The sequence below is a fragment of the Aeromonas sp. FDAARGOS 1414 genome, from assembly GCF_019047065.1.
Classification (GTDB): Bacteria; Pseudomonadota; Gammaproteobacteria; order Enterobacterales; family Aeromonadaceae; genus Aeromonas; species Aeromonas veronii_A.
Genome location: NZ_CP077210.1, coordinates 1,740,449 through 1,762,231, shown reverse-complemented (window position 1 = coordinate 1,762,231; position 21,783 = coordinate 1,740,449). Strand labels below are relative to the sequence as shown.

Here is a 21,783-nt window from a genome sequence, read left to right as displayed (position 1 = left end):
GTCACATTTTGCGCGCATTCGCCATGAATTGGTTATGGGGAACTCTAGACTGATCGGGCTCATCCGAAGGCGGGACGTTGCGGATGGGGGAATGCCGGGACACACCGGCATCACACACAAAACAATGAAAATAAAGGACTATCAATGGCTAGATGGATACTCGCGGCCGGATTGTTGGGAACCCTGATCACGGCGCCGACGTCGGCGGCGGAGTGGTTCTTCCGGGGCACCGCGAATGGATGGGCGGCGACCGCCATGACGTCGACGGACGGCGTCAATTTTGATACCTGCCAGCGCTTCGTGAGCGGGGATGCCAGCGGCGGACCGCGCTTCAAGATAGACAGGTACGGCAACTGGCAGCAGAGCTACCCGGCGGCCGACTACGGGGTCAATGCCAACACGGCGTACCAGATCCGCATCAACGCCAGCACCCAGGCGGTGAGCGCGACGGCGGTGGCCAGTTGCGAGGCCTCGGGGTTTGCCAGCACCTTGCCGCAACTCAACGTACGCGGCACCTTCAACGGCTGGGCCAGCCTCCCCATGACTCTGGTAGGGGATCACCTGTGGCAGGTGGAAGCCTACATGGATGGCAAGGCGAGCCAGCGCCTCAAGTTTGATCAGGCTGGCGACTGGGCCGTCAACTTTGGCGACAGCAACGGCGACGGCGTGCTTGAGAAAAGTGGCGGCGACATCTTCTGGAGCGCCGTGGGTACGGTGCGCATCCAGGTCAACGACCAGACCCTGGTCTACAGCATCACCCCCCTTGGGGATGACAACCAGCCGCCGCTCGCGGTCATCACCCCGGGGGGCACGGTGAATGTGACCCAGGGGGCGACACTGACCTTGAGCGGCAGCGACTCTATGGATCCCGACGGCCAGATCACGAGCTATCTGTGGAGCAGCGGCGAGACCACGGAGAGCATCGTCGTCAGCACCACCCAGACCGGCACCTTCACCTATGGCCTCACGGTCACCGACGATCAGGGCGCCAAGGGCAGCAGCAGCGTGAGCGTGGTGGTTGGGGCAGGACAGAGCAGCGACAGCTGGTACTTCCGGGGCACGACCAACAACTGGGGGCTCACCCCCATGACCATCGAGGATGGTACCACCTTCTGCACCGAGCAGGCCTTTGGCAGTAACAACCCCCGCTTCAAGATTGACCACAAGGGGGACTGGACCGAGGCGTATCCGGCCCAGGATTACCTGGTTAGCGCCAACACCCGCTATCGCATCTGCTTTGACAGCCTGCGCAAGGCCATCGAGGTGGAGACGCTGGCCGGGGCCGATCTGCAGGCCCCCACGGTGACGGCCACCCCGGCCCCGGGGAGTTATCTGGACAGCCAGTCCATCACCCTGGGGGTGAGCGACGATCAGGACAGCGCCCCCGCCGTGCATTTCACCACGGACGGCAGCCAGCCCACCACTGCGTCGGCCCGCTATGCAGGCCAGCCCCTGGTGGCGAGCGACAAGGGGAGCGGCACCGATCTGGTGATCCGCACCCTTGCCATTGACGCCAGCGGCAATCAGCGCGAGCAGCGCTTCGAGTACCGTATCGGCGAGCAGGGTGTGGCGAGCGGCGATTTTCGTGCCGAGAGCATCTACTTCCTGCTGACCGCCCGCTTCTATGATGGCGATCCCAGCAACAACTACCATAACCGGGATCGCTACAAGGCGGGGGATCCCCATTGGCGCGGCGACTTCAAGGGCTTGATCGCCAAGATCGACTACATCAAGGATCTCGGCTTCACCGCCATCTGGGTGACGCCACCGGTGGAGAACCGCTCCGGCCTCGACTACCACGGCTACCACGCCTACGACTTCTACCGGGTCGATCCCCGTCTGGAGTCGCCGGGGGCGGGTTACCGGGAGTTCATCCAGGCGGCCCACGCCAAGGGGCTCAAGGTGATCCAGGATGTGGTGCTCAACCACTCGAGCCAGTACGGCCTGCGCGGCAAGACCTGGATCGATCGCCTGCCCGTCAAATACTACGTACCGGCGGGGTCGAGCCAGGGGCTCATCAACAACGGCCCCTATCAGGGCAACCTCGGGGACTACGCCAGCGCCAACCGCTGTGACGACGACAACCCGGTTGCTCCCGACTGGTACAAGGCCCGCTGCCAGTCCGATCCGGCGGGCACCCAGCCTCTGGTGGACCCCAAGACAGGCGCCACCGTGCCGAGTGCTGGCTACAACCCCAACCGCTTCTTCGGCATCGACGCCCAGACCCTGGATCCCGCCTGGTATCACCTGGACGGTTTCATGTCAGGCGGTGACTGGGAGAGCCCGCTCGCCCTGCAGCGCAAACACATGGCGGGGGATTGCATCGATCTCGCCACCGGCAACCAGAACGTCAAGGACTACCTCAACGGCGCCATCCGCCAGTACCTCGACATGGGGGTTGACGCCATTCGCATCGATACCTTGAAGCACATCGAGCGGGACGAGCTGCTGACCTATGTCCACGACTGGCAGGCCCACAAGCCGGGGTTGTTCGTCTTTGGCGAGAACCTGGTCAAGGGCACCGGCTGGGGCTCTGAGCTGGCCAACGACAATGCCTCGGCGGTGATCCGTCCCTGGTGGTATACCCGCACCACGCCGAACCCGGCGGATCCCCGGGCAGGGGGCGATTCCGGCCTCTCTGTGCTGGACTTCTCCCTCTTCTCCACCTTCCGTGACAACGTTACCCGGGGGAGCTTTGGCGGGGTGGGCGGGATCTTTGCCATGGACTGGGTCTATGGGGATGCCACCAAGCTCATCACCTTCTTCCAGAACCATGACGTGGGGCCGGACAACGACTTCAAGTACCGCTACGGCGGGGAAGAGGGCAATGCGGCCATGACCTACAACCTGCTCTGGACGGCGCGGGGCATCCCGACCCTCTACTACGGGGAGGAGGTGATGTTCCAGGCGGGCAAGCCTCAGGATATCGACGGGGCCACCATGACGGTGGATCAGACTGGTCGTGCCTACTACGGGGAGGTGCTGGACAACCCGGCCACTCCGAGCCACCCGCTCTACCAGCACATCAAGCGCCTGAACCAGATCCGCAAGGCGGTGCCCGCCCTGCAGAAGGCGCCCATGAGCCAGGTGAACGAGTGGAGCAGCGGCATCAGCTTCGTGCGTGACCTGAGCGCTCAAGGCAGCTACGCTGCCGTGGGCCTCGCGGCCAGTTCGGCCCAGCAAATAAACCTGAGTGGCCTGAAGAACGGCACCTATACGGATGCGGTGACCGGCGCGAGTCAGAACGTCAGCAACGGCAGTCTGAGCTTTGCGGTGCCCGCCTATTCGGCACGGGTCTGGGTACTGAACGGCCCGGGCAAGGTGGGCGTTGACGGTAAATATCTCAAATAAGGAAAGCCTGTCACAGTGTGCAGCGAGTCGGCCTTGGGGCCGACTTTTTTATGCCGCATATCAAGGGATCGAGGGAGATGGACCAGACGGGGAAGGCAATAAGCAGTAGCGTCGACATCGCTTGGGAGCAAGCGGCATCCGAGGGTGGCTTGCTCTGTTATGGTGCTTTCGCCCCAAAGTGGTGCGCATCATCGACATTGGCAGCAGGAACCCACCTTGGAGAAATATGCCGTATCCACCCTATGCCCCTCCTGTGACGAGCATGATTCATGCTGCCATGTGGCAGCATATCAACATGATCCACTTAATAACGGGCTTTAAAAGGGGAGATGGTGAGCTGCCTTCAGTGTGGCTGGTCAAACATGCTGATGCAGCCTGATGTTTGTCCCATGAATGGGTGTGTTGCTCCTGTCATAGGCAGAATGTCGGAATTTAAATTTGATTTTTCAGCTTATCCTGGATGCTTGTGTTGATTGGCGCTTTTTTTGCTGAGTCTTGTGATGTCGGCAGGGGGACCGGCAGGGGAAATGGCCAGGGCGCCCGAGTATGCCGACCCCTTCGGCCCAGTGACTGGTGCCCTGATGTCACAGCAAACATGGAAAGGAGTCATATGGAAGGTGAAATGACCATGTCGCCCGTGCCGGCGACCAAAGCCCTGGCCCACACCCTCAAGGACGATGTTTACGGCATGGTGCTCGGGGTCATGTTTATCGCGGTCGGTCTCAACCTGCTCAAGTGTTCCGGCATGATCACCGGTGGCATCGCGGGCATCGCCCTGCTGCTCGCCCATGTCAGCAGTTTGCCCATCGGGGTTCTGTTCTTCATGGTCAACATGCCCTTCATGGTGTTTTGTTACTACACCATGGGGCGCGCCTTCACCATCAAGACGCTGATCGTCAACGTTACCCTCTCGGCGGCCACCCAGGCGGTACCGCTGCTGCTGACGGTGAGCTATGTCCACCCACTGTTTGCCGCCTTGGTAGGGGGGACCTTTCTCGGCATGGGGGTGTTGTCTCTGGCGCGCCACAATGCCTCCGTAGGTGGCACCGGGGTGGTAACGCTCTGGCTGCAACGGCGCGTTGGCATCAACGCGGGAAAGAGCCAGATGGTGCTTGATGTGCTGGTGTTTGCACTCTCCCTGCTCACCTTGCCACTGCCCTTGCTGCTCTGGTCCACCCTGAGTGCGCTGGCGATGAACGCCATGCTGATGAATTGGCACAAGCCAGGTCGCTATCAGGGAAACTGAACACCCGGCTGCACATAATTGGATCATGGAAAATGCTGTTCCGGGAGGTTGGAGGGAGAAAGGGGCTCAACGACAAAAAAGATCATCTTGTCGTGAAAAAAGGCATGATTACAGCTGAATTTATTAGTTTTTTGCGCCGTTGGCCGCGTTAAATCGGGCTACGCCATAAAAAATTCAAAAAACTTCTTTACCAGTGACCAATGCGTGAGTAAACTTCGTCGGCAATATTTTACACCCCCACTTCCTCAACGGTGAGATATTGCCATGCTCAGGATTGCCAAAGAAGCGTTAACCTTCGACGATGTACTGTTGGTTCCCGCCCACTCCGAAGTTCTTCCCAATACTGCCGATCTGCGTACCAAGCTGACCTCCGCCATCAGCTTGAACATCCCGATGATCTCCGCTGCCATGGACACTGTGACCGAAGCCCGTCTGGCTATCGCACTGGCCCAGGAAGGCGGTATCGGCTTTATCCACAAGAACATGTCCATCGAGCAGCAGGCTGCCGAAGTGCGCAAGGTCAAGAAGTACGAGAGCGGCGTGGTCACTGACCCCGTCACCGTGCGCCCTGACATGACCATCGCCCAAATCAAGGAGCTGAGCCACAAGAATGGCTTCGCCGGTTACCCCGTGGTGACTGACGGCAATCAGCTGGTCGGTATCATCACCGGCCGTGACGTGCGCTTCGTGATTGACCTCTCCCAGACCGTTGAACAGATCATGACCCAGAAAGATCGTCTGGTCACCGTGCGTGAAGGGGCCCCTCGTGAAGAGGTGGTTGCCCTGATGCAAAAGCACCGTATCGAAAAAGTGCTGGTGGTGAACGCCGACTTCAAACTCAAGGGCATGATCACCGTTAAAGATTTCCAGAAAGCCGAGCGCAAGCCCCACGCCTGTAAAGATGACAAGGGTCGTCTGCGGGTCGGTGCTGCGGTCGGTGCCGGTGCCGGCAACGAAGAGCGCGTCGCCGCGCTGGTGGAAGCCGGTGTTGACGTGCTGCTGATCGACTCCTCCCACGGGCACTCCCAGGGCGTGCTGGATCGCATCAAAGCCACCCGCGAAGCCTATCCGGATCTGCAGATCATCGGTGGCAACGTCGCGACCGCCGCTGGCGCCAAGGCGCTGGTTGCTGCCGGCGTCAATGCCGTCAAAGTCGGTATCGGCCCGGGCTCCATCTGTACTACCCGTATCGTGACCGGCGTAGGCGTGCCCCAGATCACTGCCATCTCCGACGCCGTTGATGCGCTGGAAGGCACCGGTGTACCGGTTATCGCTGACGGCGGCATCCGCTTCTCCGGTGACATCGCCAAGGCCATCGCCGCGGGCGCCAGCTGCGTCATGGTCGGCTCCATGTTCGCCGGTACTGAAGAAGCGCCGGGCGAGATCGAGCTCTATCAGGGTCGCTCCTTCAAATCCTACCGTGGCATGGGCTCTCTGGGCGCCATGTCCAAAGGCTCCAGCGACCGCTACTTCCAGACCGACAACGCCGCCGACAAGCTGGTACCGGAAGGTATCGAAGGTCGCGTGCCTTATAAAGGTCGCCTCAAAGAGATCATCCATCAGCAGATGGGCGGCCTGCGCTCCTCCATGGGCCTGACCGGCAGCGCCACCATCGACGACATGCGCACCAAGGCTGAATTCGTGCGCATCTCCGGCGCCGGGATGAAAGAGTCCCACGTCCACGATGTGACCATTACCAAAGAAGCCCCCAACTATCGGATGGGCTGATAAAACGGGGCCCTGCGCCCCGTTTTTCCACCCTTTTTTTATCCCGTGCCCTTTGTGACAACATCAGCCTGATGCAGGAATAAAATGACTAAAGACATTCACCAGCACCGTATCCTTATCCTCGACTTCGGTTCCCAGTACACCCAGCTGATCGCCCGCCGCGTGCGCGAAATCGGCGTTTACTGCGAACTGTGGGCCTGGGACGTAACCGAAGAGCAGATCCGCGAATTCAATCCGAGCGGCATCATCCTCTCCGGCGGCCCCGAGTCTGTCACCGAAGCGGGCAGCCCGCGTGCCCCCGAGTATGTGTTCAACGCAGGTGTCCCTGTGTTCGGCATCTGCTACGGCATGCAGACCATGGCCGAGCAGCTGGGTGGCAAGGTGCAATCCTCTACCGAGCGTGAATTCGGTTATGCCAAGGTGGAAGTGCTGGGCGAAGCTGGCAAGAGCAGCGCCCTATTGCGCAACATCGAAGATGCCATCGCCGACAACGGCAATGCCCTGCTGGATGTCTGGATGAGCCACGGTGACAAGGTCACTACCATTCCGGCCGACTTCACCACCATCGCCCAGACCCCGACCTGCCCTCACGCGGCCATGGCCAATGAAGCCAAGCGCTTCTACGGCGTGCAGTTCCACCCGGAAGTGACCCACACCCGTCAGGGTGCCCGCATGCTGGAGCACTTCGTCAAAGACATTTGCGGCTGCGAATGCCTCTGGACCCCGGCCACCATCATCGACGACGCCGTTGCCCGCATCCGCGAGCAGGTGGGTGACGATGAAGTGATCCTCGGCCTCTCTGGCGGTGTCGACTCCTCCGTGGTCGCAATGCTGGTGCACCGCGCCATCGGCGATCGCCTCACCTGCGTCTTCGTGGACAACGGCCTGCTGCGCCTGAACGAAGGCACTCAGGTGATGGAGATGTTTGGCGATCACTTTGGTCTGAACATCGTCAAGGTCGATGCCGAAGAGCGCTTCCTCTCTGCGCTGGCCGGTGTTGACGAGCCGGAAGCCAAGCGCAAGATCATCGGTCGCGTCTTCGTCGAAGTGTTTGACGATGAAGCGAAAAAGCTGAAAAACGCCAAGTGGCTGGCGCAAGGCACCATCTATCCGGACGTTATCGAATCCGCTGCCAGCAAGACCGGCAAGGCCCACGTCATCAAGTCTCACCACAACGTCGGCGGCCTGCCGGAAGAGATGAAGATGGGTCTGGTCGAGCCGCTGCGCGAGCTGTTCAAAGACGAAGTGCGCCGCGTCGGCCTTGAGCTGGGTCTGCCCTACGACATGCTCTACCGTCACCCGTTCCCGGGCCCGGGTCTGGGCGTGCGCGTCCTTGGCGAAGTGAAGAAAGAGTACTGCGATATTCTGCGCCGCGCCGATGCAGTCTTTATCGAAGAGCTGCGCAAAGCTGACCTCTACAACCAGGTCAGCCAGGCGTTCGCCGTCTTCCTGCCGGTGCGCTCCGTTGGCGTCATGGGCGATGGTCGCAAATATGACTGGGTCATTGCGCTTCGCGCCGTCGAGACCATCGACTTTATGACCGCCCACTGGGCTCACCTGCCGTACGACTTCCTCGGTCACGTATCAAACCGCATCATCAATGAGATCAACGGTATCTCCCGCGTGGTGTACGACGTTTCCGGCAAGCCGCCCGCAACCATCGAATGGGAATAAGCGGCTCGCGCCGTTCTGCCCTTCGAGCATAAAAATGCAAAAAGACGCCCTTGAGGCGTCTTTTCTTTTCTCAATCGTTTGCGCAACACATCTTCTTTTTTCGAGCAGCTTTTTCGCCACCTTGCCCCTGTCATATGTGACAGGGGCATTTTTGCCATCCCGCACTAGGCTCTCTCATGCCAATTGAGCCCGCTGTCAACAGCGGCTTGTGGCTGGGGGGAGGGCTGATCCAGTTGCAGATAGCTGCGCAAACGGGCCCATCGTCATCGCGCCAACCGGCAGTGATGACACCCCGGTGGAGACCGGAAACCACTTGAATCAACGGGGCGCAGCCCGAACGGCCAAACGAGTCGGGATCATAGAGCACGGAGAGTTTGATATGTCAGAACAAGCAGTGTTGGTGGGTGGATGGACCGCATATCACAAGCTGACCGCCGAGGATCAGGCGGTATTTGATCAGGCGCTGAAAGGATTTGTCGGGGTGCAGTACGTACCCTTTGAAGTCTCCACCCAGGTGGTGGCAGGCACCAACTACCGCTTCAAGTGCAAGAGCACTGTGCCGCTCGCCCAGCCGATCCATGGCGAAGCCGTGGTACAGATCTTCAAATCACTGGATGGGGATGCCCATATCACTTCCATCACCCCGATTTGATTGGGTTGTGGGGCAAGGCGGGGAGGGGGAGAGATCTCCTAACCGGTTTGCTCCAGACTCCAGATAAAAGAAAGACGCCTTAGGGCGTCTTTTCTTTTTCCAATTGTTCGTGTGGTAAAGTGTCTTTCCTAAGACAGCAAGTCACATAGAAAGGAGAAGTCGATGGCGAGTAAACCTTCGGCGATGAAGATGCCCGAGTTATTGGTTTTCGCGAGGATGCTCTTTATTGGCTTTGTTGGAGCTGAAGTTGCACGTATCTTTTTCCTCTTGGGAAATAGCTTCGCACTGCAAATTGTAGACGTTTCTCTATACCTAAAGGCAATTGGAATAATAACTGGTTTAGGTATCTGTCTGCTTTACGCTGTCAAGCGAAATGCTCATTTGACAACTATGCGTATAGTTCGTAGTTATCGTATTGATTTACTTGCAGGTGTAGTTATTGGCGCTTGGTCAAGCAATTTAGCCTCACCTTGGCTTGCAAAGCTACATGCAGCGTTCAAATCCGCTGACCCACATTGGGCTCCTGCTATTCTTATTTTTTTCTGCGTTATGTTTCTCTCACCAATTTTGCAAAGTAGAACACGCGCTGGAAAACAGACGTCTCAGCTCTATTTCATAGCAGATGAGGAAATTGATGATAAAAGGGACGATCTCCTGACAAACGAACTTCAGGCTAAGTCTTTTGCTGAGACTGTGCTTGCATGTGACTCCCATCCAGGGTTGGTCTTTGGGGTTGATGGTCCATGGGGTGTAGGTAAAACAAGTTTTATTAATCTGGTTGAGCGTTATTGGGAAGATGCTGGTGACAAGGTTCTTGTTTGTCGATTCGAGCCGTTACGCTATGCCTCTGAACCTGATCTTGCTGACCGCCTAATTCGCGATCTATCCGCGGTGATTCAAGACAAGGTATTTTCGCCAGAATTTAGACCGGCAGCTTCTAGATATTCCCGTCTCATAAAAGGAAAAGCAGATGTTTCATTCTTCGGGTTCAAGCTTTCGCTAGAGCCTTCTCAGGAAACGATCGATGAACTTCTCGATGACATTGATGATGTTTTGCGCCGCATCGATCGACGTGTAATAATCGTAATTGATGATCTAGACCGTTTGGACACGAAAACGATAAATAATGTTTTATTCGCAACGCGGAGGACGTTCAAGTTATCTCAGGTAACATATGTTCTTTGCTATGATACGGAAGTTCTTACTGGGAAAAATGAGGAAGGGGAAAGAGCACGCGAGTTTTTGGAGAAATTTGTAACAGTCAAGCTAAGCCTATTCGTTGATAGCTCTAGTCTTTGCGATTTTTTGCGACGTGATTGGGCGCGCGATGAAAACAAGCTTGGTTCGGTACCCTCTGACACTATGATAAAACTAGGTGTCGTCCTCAACGAATTAGCGGATATTCTAGGGAGTAACTTGGCGGCAAATTATCAACCGTTAGTTGGAAATTTGCGTAAACTAAAACGATTTGTTAATGCGATGCTCTTGATGCAGATAGAGAAAACTGACTTGGGTAGAACAGACTTTCATAAGCGTGATCTTATCAACCTGATGTTATTGCATTTGAATTACCCCGGGCTGTTTCGACGTATATATGCAGAAGAAACAGAAGGACGAAGCGGTTCTTTCTCATTACGACGAGAATACGGAGATAAAGAGTTCAAAAACGCCGAGACGTTTGCTCTATTAAAGGATGAAGTACCGCCTCCTGCTTGGTTCTTGTTATCCCAGTTATTTGACAAAAATATTTTGGATAACGGCTTCGGTAGTAATGTAGATGAGGCAGAGCGTCGAACTAGAGCGTGCTTTAATAGTGGTGGCTTTAGGAATTTAGAGGCATACCTCAAACTCATTGTTCGGTTTGCTACGCCAGAACCACAACAGACATTTATCCTGTACCAAAATGCAGTGGCACGGGTCAAAAATGGGGAGGAGATTGCTTTAATACTAACAACACCATATTTTGAGTTGGCGTGTGGTGAGTATTCTCATGATCAGTTTTGGCGGGTTTTAGTCAATCAATCTCATGAACTCACTAATATACAAGCAGAAGGCGCTATAGATGCGCTTATTGAGTATATACCATACTACTCATCATTTAATAATGGCGATCAGGGGTTACGTCAGCGAGCCATTTACTCTTTATTGCGATTATTGGATAATGTTGGTTGGGGAAGAGGGTCTGGTCGGCGTTTATCAAACATTAATGAAAATATTATAGAGATAGCGTGGCGGCTATTTGGAGAATATACCTATAAAGGTAATGGTATACTGGAAAAACTTATAAGTTCTGAGCGTGGTGTCCTTGGTTGGTATGACCTCATGATATTCAGACTTGAGTGCTCGGCTGATCGTGGTGGGCAGCTTTACAATTTACAGAGAGCACTTATTATACATCAGAATAATAGTGCGTCCACTTCAGGATTAGTCAGCGATCTAGCTTTGATAGAGATGAGGAAACTCTCACAGAATATATTTTCCATATTCAAGCGAACTTATATTGACAAGCAGCGTAACTTTTTTGCTGAGGTCGATGATGTATCTGTAGAGGTGTTTCTTGGTGTTGCTTTTATGGAAAAAATCGAAGACGCATTACAAGAACCTCTATTATCAGAAGAAAACTCATTATCTCGAAGAGTTGCTATTACACGTAATATAATCAAAGTATTTGTTATCTATCAACTTAGTAACACGAATCCCCCCAATGGCTCAGGCGTAGGTTGTGGATATTATGATGAGCGTGAGAGTGGTGATAATGGTGGGATTGCCAAGTTGATGAATAACTACGTATTTGATGTTTGCTTCAATCCCGAGACCGATAGAGAAAACATATTTTTCTTCCTTGATTATTGTTTGTCACAACTTAGCAGTACATTCTTTTCTGGGAGTGATGACGACGCCTACATTGCAACCAGAGAAAAACTTCCAGGTGGTTTAAATCCAGTTGCTATGGGTAAATATTGGGCTAAATATCGCGAGCTAATCCGAGGACTTCAGCTAAATACTAGAGAGAGATGTGTTTTTACATCAAATTATACAGCCTTCTATCGTGATGATCTTGATGGAGTATTCGCAGTGCTTGATGAACTGGCTGCGGAATGTTCTGTGTCATGATTGATTACTCGTTACAGTACCGTAGGGGCAATGAATTTGCATTCTACGTGTTTCGTTAATCCGCAGGGGTGAGGTGGCTGAGCCCCGAGCTTGGCCAAAGCAACAAAAGGGGCGATCTGCGCCCCTACTCTGCTAATGCCCTCGCTTTATACCGTGAATGCTCGTTCGGCGCGGCCTGATAGTCTGCTGACTCACTACCAAAATTCCTGTTTTCCTCATCAGGCGGGCTGAAAAAAGCCACCTTTACTCATACCTCGCCGCTTCCCAGGCGTGTATCGCCTGTTTGCGGGTCTCGCCCCAGTGATAGCCGCCGAGTTTGCCGTTTTGCTGGATGACCCGGTGACAGGGGATCATCAAGGCGACGGGGTTGGCGCCCACCGCCAGCCCCACGGCGCGGGCGGCCTTGGGGTTGCCGACGGCGCTCGCCACCTGGGCGTAGCTCACCACCTTGGCGGGCGGGATCTGCAGCAGCGCCCGCCAGACGCTGATCTGAAAGTTGGTACCGCTCACGTGCAGCGAGATGGGGCGATCCGGCGCTTTGCTGCCATCGAACATGGTGTTGATGACCCCTTGGGTGCGTGATGGCGCTTCTTGCAACGTTGCCTCAGGCCAGCTGCGGGCGAGGGTGGCCAGTGGCGCCTCTGGGGCCTTGTCATCGAGAAACGAGAAGTTGCACACCCCACGTGGGGTCAGGGCGACGAATGCCTGACCAAAGGGGGTGTCGTGCACCCCGTGATCGATAACCAGCCCGGCCCCGCGCTGCTTGTACTCGCCCGGCGTCACCGCTTCGAGTTGCACGAAGTGATCGTAGAGCCGCGAGCCGCTGCTCAGGCCCAGGGTATCGGCCACCTCCAGCAGCGGGCGCGACTCCTGCAGCAGCGGCTTGGCCCGCTCCAGGGTCAGCACCTGAAGATAGCGTTTGGGCGTCACCCCGGCCCAGCGGCTGAACAGCCGCTGGAAGTGAAAGGGACTTAAGTGAACGTGCGCCGCTATCTCGTCCAGAGTGGGCTGGCGCTCCACCTGACTTGCGATAAAACGGATGGCATCGGCGATACGGGCGTAATCAGACATAAGGCGCTCTCACGATAAGGTTTCGATCGCAGGATCTTGGGGGCGACAACATCATGTGCGACAAATAGATACCCCACCATCGGCCAGCAGCGCAATGCCGGTGGTAAAGCTGGATACATCGGACGCGAGATAAAGGGCCGAGCGGGCGATCTCCTCCGGTTGGGCCAGCCGTTTGAGGGCATGCATATTCTGCACAAAGGCAAGACTCTCCGGCGTATCGGTAAAGGCCCGTCCCATGGGCGTGTCGGTGCCCCCCGGCAGCAGGGCGTTGACCCGCACCCCTTGTGCCCCATACTCGGCGGCCAGCACCCGGGTCAGGCCAATGAGGCCCGCCTTGCTCGCCGCATAGGCCGCCATGCCGGGCAGCCCCAGGGTATGGCCGACGAAGGTAGAGGTAAAAATAAGCGAGCCGCCGCCACGCGCCAGCATGGCGGGGATCTGGTACTTGGCTCCCACAAAGGCGCTGGTGAGGTTGGTATCCAGAATTTCCTGCCACTGCGTCAGCTCAAGCTCCTCTATGCTGCCCGGCGTGCCTGTGGTACCTGCGTTGTTGAAGGCGATATCGAGCCCGCCGAAACGGGTTAGCGCGAGATCAACAAGATCGCGGGCGTAAGTCTCACTTTTCACATCTCCCGCCAGACTCACCGCCTGGCCCCCCTCGTGGCGGATCTCCTCCACCAGCAGATCCAGTTCGGGCTGGCGGCGGGCGCCGACGACGACGCTGGCTCCTTCGCGGGCAAACAAGATGGCGCTGGCGCGGCCGATACCGGAGCTGGCGCCAGTGATAATGGCGACCTTGTTGGACAGTGATGACATGGCAGTTCCCTCGCTGAGTGTGTTGTGCGCCAGCTAAGTGGCTCACAAGGTTGGCTGTGGGTTGGAACTCCAATAGGTTCCAACCGACTTGGGTTTGGCCCCACTATGGCAACCACTCCTCGCTGGAACGACCCGAATCTTGCTCTCTTTGTCCCCAAGTCGTTTTGCGACATGTCGATACAGTCCTTCGCGGCAACAAAAAGGGGCGTTTTGCGCCCCGAATTCTTTATCATGCCCCCTTTAAAATCGCCGGATCCAGGTGCGGCGCGCCCTGTGTGCCGCAGTGAGGGGCGAGAGCCCCGGCGTCATGGTGGCTGCGTGCATCATCAAATCCGTCTGGCAGGGCATTGACGGCGGCTTATGGCCGTTGCAATCAACAGCCACGCTCCTGGATCAATAGCCCGTCATCTCCAGATAGCCGACACCTTGAGCATCTCCCGAGACAGAGACAGCTCCCTCCCAGTAGTCAAAGCGACCTGTCATGGCCTGATTGGGCTGACGGGCTTTGATGGTGAGGCTCATACCGGCGGCGTTTAGCTGCCACTCGACGGGGTAATCCTGCCCCTTGGGGCCGCGCCAGGTGTTGCCCGGGGTGAGGCGAATCGCGTCGGGGGCGAGCACCCGGCTGCTGCCATCCCGCTCAATGAGAATGCCGTAGCGGTTTTCTGGCTGGTTTTCGGGATTAGCGCGGCCCGGTTTGGTGCGCAGGCGAAACAGCATCAGCTCGCGGCCATCGTTCAACTGGAGCGAAAACCAGTCCCAGCCCGATTGCCACTCCGCCAATACCGAGCTGCTCCACTCGTGATCAAACCACCCTTGTCCTTTGACGGTGCGGGTCTCGCCATCGCGGGTCAGGGTGCCGTGAAGAGTGAGGCGCGGGTAGGAGTAGTAAAAGGAGGCGTTGCCCGGGCTCTTCTCGCTGTAACCGGCCTTGCCTTGCAGCACCAGCGGCTTGGCGGCAGTGACGGTGAGGTTCAGCTCGCCAATCTTGCTCTGCACCTTGAGGGTGGCGGGGAAGAGCGCTGCCCCTTGCGAGGCAAGCCGCCACTCCCTGAGCCAATATTGGCCGCCGTTGGCCCCCACCAGCCCCGGCCCCTGCCGACTGGCCCGTTCATCTTGCTGGTGGCTGCCACGGTCGAGATCCGTGATGGCAAACTGGGCCAGCCAGAGCTGGGGGGTGAGCCAGGGGTTGCTGGTGCGGAGTTCTTGTTCGATCCCTTGGCGAAACAGGGTCCACTGCATGCCATATTCGCGCCCCTGTTCATCCTTGAGGTTGCCGGTGAGATACCACCACTCGGAGCGGTAATCGGGGTGGGCAGCGTGATCCTCCGGCAGTTTGATGGTTTGCCCCGGCAGCACCTTTTTAAAGCTGTCGCTGCCACCGCCGAGCAGGGCGCCCAGATCGCTGGCAGCGATAGCCCCGCTATAGAGCGTCCAGAGCATACCCAGCGCCAGCGGCCACCCTTTGATCTGTTTCATACCACTCTCCTTGCCGCATACCAGGATGCCAGTGCCCCACATACCGGTGCCAGCAACAGGGCGGTGACCGCATGAAGGGGGGCGGCCTCGAAGGCGAGGCGCCAGCCAAAGGCGCGGGGGTTGACCACCTCGATCAGCACCCAGGCGAGGCCATACCCCACCGGTAGAGCCAGCAGGGCGGTGAGCAGCCCCAATCCCGCCCCTTGCCACAGCAGCAGCTGGCGGCAGTGGCGGGGGCTCAAGCCCAGACTCTGCAAGGTCTGCAACTCGCCACGGCGCGCCAGCCCCAGCACCATAAAGGCCGAGCCGATCCCGACAAAGGCGATGCCGAGGATCAGCAACTTCAATAGCTCGGTCACCACAAAGGTCTGGTCAAACACCTTGAGCGCCGCGCTGTGGATGGCGGGGGCGGAGAGCAGATTGAGCTGCTCGCCAAAGCGCTCGCGCAGGTGGTCGGCCAGCTGTTCGGGGTCGTTGCTAAAGAGGGCGAGGGATTGCACCGCCCCCGCCTCGAAGGCGTGCAGAATTTGTCCCTTGTCGCTGCCGTAATCCTGATAGACGCCGGTGACGGTGAACTGCCGTGGCCCCTGTTCGCCACTCACCTCAAGGGTCTGGCCCACCTTGACCCCGAGGCGCACCGTCAGGGGTTCGCTCGCCAGCACTTCGTCGGGGCGGGTCGGCCAGCGTCCGGCCAGCAGCGGATAGGCCGCTTTCAGCTGGGGGATAAAGTCCATCTGCGCCCACTCGATGGGCTGCCCCTGCCAACGAGCGGGGTGCACCGAGCGGCGCGAGGCGGCGCTCACCAGCGGATTGGCGAGCAGGGTCTCGAGGGTTGTACCGCTCAAGGTGCCCTTGTTGCCCGCCACCCCTTTGGGGGCGGTGACATAGAGATCGGCGGCCAGACGCTGGCCGAGCCAGATCTCCACGCTGGAGCGAAAGCTCGACACCATGACCCCGATGCCGATAGCCGCCGCGATGGCCAGCTGCAATGCCATCACCGCGATAGCGGTGCGATCGAGGTGATAGAGGGTCTCGGCCACCCCGAGCCGGGCGGTTAGCGGGCCGCCCGTGCGCCGTCGCAGCCAGCCAAGCAGGCCGCGCAGGGCATCGGGCAGCCAGAGCGCCATGGCCAGCAGCCAGCCGCCGGCGATAAAGAGGGCGCCACTCAGACCCGTTTGCGGCAGCCACAGGCACAGAGCGCACAGCAGCAAGATGGCGATGGCCAGCACGCGCCGTCGCCACGGGTGAGCGGGGGGACGGCTGCTCCCGGCTCGCAGTTCGAGGGGGGATTGGCGCAGCAGTTGCCACCAGCCGGGCAGGTTGGCGGCCAGTGTGCCGAGCAGCCCGATCAACAGTGCCTTGAGCAGGCTCACAGGGGAGAGGCGCAACAGGTCGATGGGGTTGGGCCCATAGAGATCGGCCAGCGCCTGGGTCAGTTGTCCCATCAGCGCCAGTGCCAACAGGCTGCCGAGCAGCACCCCGAGCAGGGTGCCGAGGGTGGCGAGAATAAGTAGCTCCAGAATGAGCCAGCGCAGCACCCGACTCGGCCCCATCCCCAGTATGATCAACTGGGCCAGCTGGGGGCGGCGTACGCTCTGGACAAATCGCTGGGCGTTGAACACCAGAAACAATCCCACCGCCATGGCGAGCAATGAGAGCGCCATCAGATTGAGGGCCAGTGCATCGCCAAGCTGGCTGGCATCGAGCGCCGGGCTGATGGGCTCAAGCCACAAGGGCTGGTTGGGGTAACGGGTCTGCAGGGTGGCCTGCAGGGTGCGAGCCTCGGCGTCGCTTAGCTTGAAGACGATGCGATCGAGCCGACCCGCTTTGCCCAGCAGCGGCTGGGCGAGGCCGATATCGGTTATCAGCAGCCGCTCCATGGGCACGGCGCCCGGCTCGAAGGTGCCCGCCAGCGTCAGGGTCAGAGGGCGGGCGCTGGCGCCATCGTTGCCGCCCAATACAAAGCGGCGGCTCTGGCCCGCTTGCCAGCCAAGGCGCTCTGCCTCGGGGGTAGCCAGCCAGATGCTGTCGGCGCGGTTTAAGGAGAACGCGGGCTCGCTCTCCCGAGTGGCGCCAAACAGCTGGCGCAGCGGGCCGGGGTTGAAGAGATCCATTCCCAGCAGTTGAAAGCTGCGCCCCTCTTCATCCTTGAGCCAGCCATGGAGCTGGGGCATGGCATCGAGGGCGGGCTGGCTGGTCACCAGCTGCACATAAAGCTGCTCATCCAGCCCGCCAGCAGGGGCCAGCCGGTAGTTGGCTTCCCCCGCCAGCTGGCTGCGGGCAGCGACAAAATTGGTGCGGGCACTGTGATTGAGCAGCTCGATGGCCACCACCAGCGACACCCCCAATACCAGCCCGGCCAGACTCATCAGCAGCAACCAGGGGTGGCTGCGATAGAGGCGCAGCAGCGCTTTGAGTGGCAGCATCAGCGTGACTCCGGCAGGCGCAGTCGCTGTTTAGTCATGGCGGGGCCCCTTGAGCTCGATAAGTTGCCCCCCTTCGAGGCGCAGCACCCTGTCGGCCAGGGCGGCATAGGCCGGGTTGTGGCTCACCAGCAGCAAGCCAGCACCGGTATCGCGTACCGCCGCCACCATCAACGCCATCACCTGTTCGGCATTGTGCTCATCGAGGCTGCCGGTGGGCTCGTCGGCGAGCAGCCAACCGGGCTGATGGATAAGGGCGCGGGCCAGCGCCACCCGCTGTCGCTGACCGCCGGAGAGTTGCTCCGGCCAGGCATGGCGCTTGTGGCTCATATCGAGCCGTTGCAGCAACTGGTCAATCCTGGCCTCATCCGGTGGCAGAGCGTTGATGGCCAGCGGCAGGGCCAGATTCTCGGCCACGTTGAGGGTCGGCAGCAGGTTGAAATCCTGATAGACGATACCGAAATGGCGGCCCCGCAGGCGCGCCCGCTCGTCGGGGGAGCGGGTGTCGATCCGGGTCTCCCCCAGCCAGATCTCCCCTTCGTCCGGTGCAATCAGGCCGGCGATCAGATTGAGCAGGGTCGACTTGCCGCAGCCGCTTTGGCCCAGCAGCAGGGTGATCTCGCCAGCGGGGAGGGCGAGATCGAGATGGTGGAACAGCGGCAGTCGTTCACTGCCGTTATCGAAGCTCTTGCAGAGGTTGCGCAGGGTCAGCATGGGATAACCGTTTGATGGTCAATGGCTTTCATCATGCTTGGTACGCTAGCACGGCCAGCATTGATCAACACCCCTTACGGTTGATCAAGAGTGCCAGTTAGTGATCAAGGCGGCAAAAGAGCAGTGGATCCTCGCTGGATCCCGCTTGCCCGAGGTGGTTAGAATAGGGGCTTCCATGGGTCACAGGATGAGCAAGGATGTTACACAAGCAAGTCAGTTTTATCATCGATAGCAAGGGCAACAAGCAGGCTGCCGTCGTCCCCATCGAGATCTACAACGAGCTGATGACCCTGCAAAAGGCACTCTCCGACAACCGGCCGGGGGAGCGCGAGCTCTACCACTTCAACGGCAAGGGGGCCGAGGCCCACGGTTATCCGGTGGGCAAGCGGCAAAATCCGGGCTTTATGGTGCTGGCCGGTTCCACCGCCAATGGCGAGGATGCCGCCTCTTTGCGTGAAGCGGTGATCGAGCTGCGTCACGAGCTGCTGGAAAAGGGGGTCATAGTGCCCCGCAGTCAGGGCGGCTTTGTCTTTACCGCCGATCAGCTGTTCAACAGCCCGAGTCTGGCCGCCAGTCTGGTGGCGGGCAATAACCGCAGCGGTCTGGATGCCTGGCAGAACAGCGCAGGCTATACCCTCAAGCAGTCGGGTTTCGGCAAGAAATAATCCCGCGTTTCGACAGCAAACCAATTAAGCGTTAATTGACCTGGATGAATTTTTCTTTTCATCCAGGTGTTAGCATCATTGCCAGATGGTTCTAAAAGGAAGAGACCATGTCTGCGCTTACCCCAGTTATTTTGCTGCTGTCCCTGTTTATCCTTCCCGCCCATGCCAGTAGTGGCCCTGTTCTGTTGACATCCTCCTCAATCGGTCTTTTTTGTGTCGGATTGTTTGTGTTGGCCTACGCCCTGGTGATGGCTGAAGAGTATCTGCAACTGCGCAAGTCCAAACCCGTGCTGGTGGCCGCCGGGGTGATCTGGATCCTGATTGGTATCGCCTATGCACAGCAAGGGATGAGCCCTGTCGCCGAGCAGGCCTTCCGCCATACCTTGCTGGAATATGCCGAGTTGATGCTGTTCCTGCTGGTGGCGATGACCTATATCAACGCCATGGAGGATCGGCGGCTGTTCGATGCCCTGCGCGCCTGGCTGGTGCGATCCGGCTTTCACTTGCGCACCCTGTTCTGGTTGACCGGCGGGCTTGCTTTTTGTATTTCGCCGGTGGCAGACAACCTGACCACTGCGCTCTTGATGTGCGCCGTGGTGTTGAAGGTGGCCAACGGTGATCGGCGTTTTGTCAATCTTGCCTGCATCAACATAGTGATCGCCGCCAACGCCGGAGGGGCGTTCAGTCCCTTTGGCGATATCACCACCCTGATGGTGTGGCAGGCGGGCAAGGTGCAATTTGGCCAGTTCTTCACCCTGCTTATTCCCTCTCTGCTCAATTTTCTGGTCCCGGCCATCCTGATGAGCCTGATGGTGCCGCGTCATGTGCCGGAGGCTGATAACGAGGTGGTCGATCTCAAGCGGGGTGCCCGTCGCATCGTCGCGCTGTTCTTGCTGACCATCATCACGGCGGTGCTATGCCACAGTTTCCTCCATCTGCCACCCGTGCTAGGCATGATGCTGGGGCTCGGTTATCTGCAGTTTTTCGGGTTTTATCTGCGCAAGTCGTTACCGCGCTCGCTGGCACGCAAACGGGCGCTCTATGAACGCAATGGTGATGAGGTGCGGTTGCGCAGTCTGGGTTCTGTGGTGCCATTTGACGTGTTCAACAAGGTGGCCAAGGCGGAGTGGGATACCCTGCTGTTCTTCTACGGGGTGGTGATGTGTGTCGGTGGGCTGGGCTTTATGGGGTATCTGGAGCTGGTATCACACTGGTTGTATGACGCTGGGGATCCCACCATGGCCAACATCTTCATCGGGGTCTTGTCCTCCGTCATCGACAACATTCCCGTGATGTTTGCCGTGATCTCGATGAGCCCAGACATGGCGCTGGGGCAGTGGCTGCTGGTGACCCTGACCGCCGGGGTGGGCGGCAGCCTGCTCTCCATCGGCTCTGCCGCCGGTGTTGCCCTGATGGGGCAGGCCCATGGCATGTATACCTTCTTTGGCCACCTGAAATGGTCGCCGGCTATCTTGCTCGGCTATCTGGTGAGCATAGGGGCGCACCTCTGGCTCAACAGTGCCCAGTTCTGAACGTCTGCCCGCCAGTACGAAAAGAGGCTTCCGTTGATGGAAGCCTCTTTCGTTTTCCTGGCCGAGGGGGATAGGGGGGGTCAATCGCCCCGCTTGCCCGCCAGCAGCCAGTAACTCAGGGTGGAACCCACGCCACAGCAGGCGATGGCGATGGCCATGGGCAGCGGCGATTGGGGCGGATTGAGGTTGACCAGAATCCCGACCAGGGCGCCGATGCCAAAGCGCAGGGTACCCGCCAGTGCCGAGGCGGTACCCGCAGATTGCGGGAAGTGGCCCATCAGACCGGTCATGGCGTTGGCCCCCACCAGACTGATATGGCCGATAAAGAGTACCACCGGAATGACGATGCCCCACAGACCGCCGGTCTGGCTCCAGGCGTTGTAGATCAGCAGGGCGCCAGCGCAGGGCAGCACCAGCAGGCCGTATTGCAGCATCCGCTCGGCACCCACCCCTTTTACCAGTCGGCTATTGACGAAAGTGACCACCATCATCAGCAAAATATTGAGACCAAACAGCCAGCCGTAGTGCTCGGTCGGCACCTTGAAATACTCGATATAGACATAAGGGGAGCCACTCAGGAAGGCGAACATGCCGGAGCTGGAGAGGGAGCCGCACAGCACGTAGCCCATGGCGCCGCGATGGGAGAGTACCCCCCAGTAGTTTTTGAGGATCTGGCCCAGATTAAGGGGTTGGCGGTGCTCAGGTTTCAGGGTCTCCTGAATTTTCCACTGCATCACCAGACAGATCAGCAGGCTGATCCCCACCAGCAGCCAGAAGATCACCCGCCAATCGGCGTGGGCGCTGATATAGCCGCCCACCACAGGGGCTACCAGCGGCGCCAAGGTCATCACCAGAATGACGAACGACATGGCGCGAGAAAACGCATCCTTCTCGAACAGATCGCGCAGCAGGGCATTGACCACCACAGAGCCCGCCGCACCGCCCGCTGCCTGCAACATCCGATAGGCCAGCAATTCGGGCAGGGAGTCCGCCATGGCGCAGCCCACCGAGGCGATGGCAAACATCACCAGCCCCGCCAAGATCACCGGCTTGCGGCCATAGCTGTCGGCCAGCGGGCCGTAGAAGAGTTGGCCGATGGCAAAACCGCCCAGAAAGGCGCTGATGGTGAGCTGGGCACCGTCGATGCTGGTGGCTAGATCCCGAGCGATGGCCGGAATGGCGGGCAGATACATATCCACCGCCAGCGGGGTCAGACCCGCCAGAGCGCCGAGCAGGATAAACAGGAAACGGGGAGAGAGCATGGTGGCCTGGGGGGACTGTGCGTGGGGCATAGGGTATCCGCTGGTGAACCTTGGTT

Annotated in this window: 14 protein-coding genes; 8 read left to right on the top strand and 6 right to left on the bottom strand. The window is 58.6% G+C overall.

From position 1 onward, the window contains the following. Positions 1-144: 144 nt before the first annotated feature. From I6L44_RS07770 to I6L44_RS07745, 6 genes are all read left to right on the top strand, one after another. Complete coding sequence (locus I6L44_RS07770; RefSeq protein ID WP_254204274.1) at positions 145-3,351, top strand: alpha-amylase family glycosyl hydrolase; 3,207 nt, start codon at positions 145-147, stop codon at positions 3,349-3,351. A 610-nt stretch (positions 3,352-3,961) separates the two neighbouring features. Beyond that, complete coding sequence (locus I6L44_RS07765; protein WP_216953846.1) at positions 3,962-4,597, top strand: YitT family protein; 636 nt, start codon at positions 3,962-3,964, stop codon at positions 4,595-4,597. Between the two features lie 264 nt (positions 4,598-4,861). Then, positions 4,862-6,325: an IMP dehydrogenase gene (guaB, locus tag I6L44_RS07760; protein WP_041207517.1), complete on the top strand. Its 1,464-nt coding sequence runs from the start codon at positions 4,862-4,864 to the stop codon at positions 6,323-6,325. Positions 6,326-6,409: 84 nt separating this feature from the next. Continuing rightward, positions 6,410-7,999: a glutamine-hydrolyzing GMP synthase gene (guaA, locus tag I6L44_RS07755; RefSeq protein WP_076495702.1), complete on the top strand. Its 1,590-nt coding sequence runs from the start codon at positions 6,410-6,412 to the stop codon at positions 7,997-7,999. Positions 8,000-8,378: 379 nt separating this feature from the next. Continuing rightward, positions 8,379-8,651, top strand: a complete 273-nt coding sequence (locus I6L44_RS07750; RefSeq protein WP_101531265.1) for a hypothetical protein — start codon at positions 8,379-8,381, stop codon at positions 8,649-8,651. Positions 8,652-8,813: 162 nt separating this feature from the next. Then, the gene (locus I6L44_RS07745) at positions 8,814-11,765 is read left to right on the top strand and encodes a KAP family NTPase (RefSeq protein ID WP_216953844.1); all 2,952 of its coding nucleotides are present in this window, start codon (positions 8,814-8,816) and stop codon (positions 11,763-11,765) included. A 243-nt stretch (positions 11,766-12,008) separates the two neighbouring features. Here I6L44_RS07745 and I6L44_RS07740 read toward each other — a convergent pair whose 3' ends face one another. From I6L44_RS07740 to I6L44_RS07720, 5 genes are all read right to left on the bottom strand, one after another. Next, positions 12,009-12,836 (bottom strand): bifunctional transcriptional activator/DNA repair enzyme AdaA, encoded by an 828-nt coding sequence (locus I6L44_RS07740; protein WP_216953842.1) that lies wholly within the window; start codon positions 12,834-12,836, stop codon positions 12,009-12,011. A gap of 51 nt (positions 12,837-12,887) precedes the next feature. Beyond that, positions 12,888-13,652 carry an SDR family oxidoreductase gene (locus I6L44_RS07735; RefSeq protein ID WP_216953840.1) on the bottom strand — a complete coding sequence of 255 codons (765 nt, stop codon included), beginning with the start codon at positions 13,650-13,652 and terminating at the stop codon, positions 12,888-12,890. Positions 13,653-14,045: 393 nt separating this feature from the next. Then, positions 14,046-15,095, bottom strand: a complete 1,050-nt coding sequence (locus I6L44_RS07730) for a lipocalin-like domain-containing protein (protein WP_216954386.1) — start codon at positions 15,093-15,095, stop codon at positions 14,046-14,048. Between the two features lie 32 nt (positions 15,096-15,127). Then, positions 15,128-17,557, bottom strand: coding sequence for an FtsX-like permease family protein (locus I6L44_RS07725; protein WP_216953838.1), 2,430 nt, complete (start codon positions 17,555-17,557; stop codon positions 15,128-15,130). Positions 17,558-17,587: 30 nt separating this feature from the next. Then, positions 17,588-18,268 carry an ABC transporter ATP-binding protein gene (locus I6L44_RS07720; protein WP_216953836.1) on the bottom strand — a complete coding sequence of 227 codons (681 nt, stop codon included), beginning with the start codon at positions 18,266-18,268 and terminating at the stop codon, positions 17,588-17,590. 197 nt (positions 18,269-18,465) lie between these two features. On the opposite strand from I6L44_RS07720, the gene I6L44_RS07715 reads away from it, so the two are divergent. Together I6L44_RS07715 and nhaD are read left to right on the top strand one after the other, a co-directional pair. Beyond that, a complete protein-coding gene (locus tag I6L44_RS07715) occupies positions 18,466-18,933 on the top strand; it encodes a DUF4357 domain-containing protein (protein WP_005333716.1) in 468 nt (155 codons plus the stop codon). Positions 18,934-19,040: 107 nt separating this feature from the next. After that, on the top strand, positions 19,041-20,465 hold the full coding sequence (gene nhaD / locus I6L44_RS07710) for a sodium:proton antiporter NhaD (protein ID WP_216953834.1): 1,425 nt from the start codon (positions 19,041-19,043) through the stop codon (positions 20,463-20,465). Positions 20,466-20,545: 80 nt separating this feature from the next. Here nhaD and I6L44_RS07705 read toward each other — a convergent pair whose 3' ends face one another. Then, complete coding sequence (locus I6L44_RS07705) at positions 20,546-21,757, bottom strand: Bcr/CflA family multidrug efflux MFS transporter (RefSeq protein WP_216953832.1); 1,212 nt, start codon at positions 21,755-21,757, stop codon at positions 20,546-20,548. Positions 21,758-21,783: the final 26 nt, after the last annotated feature.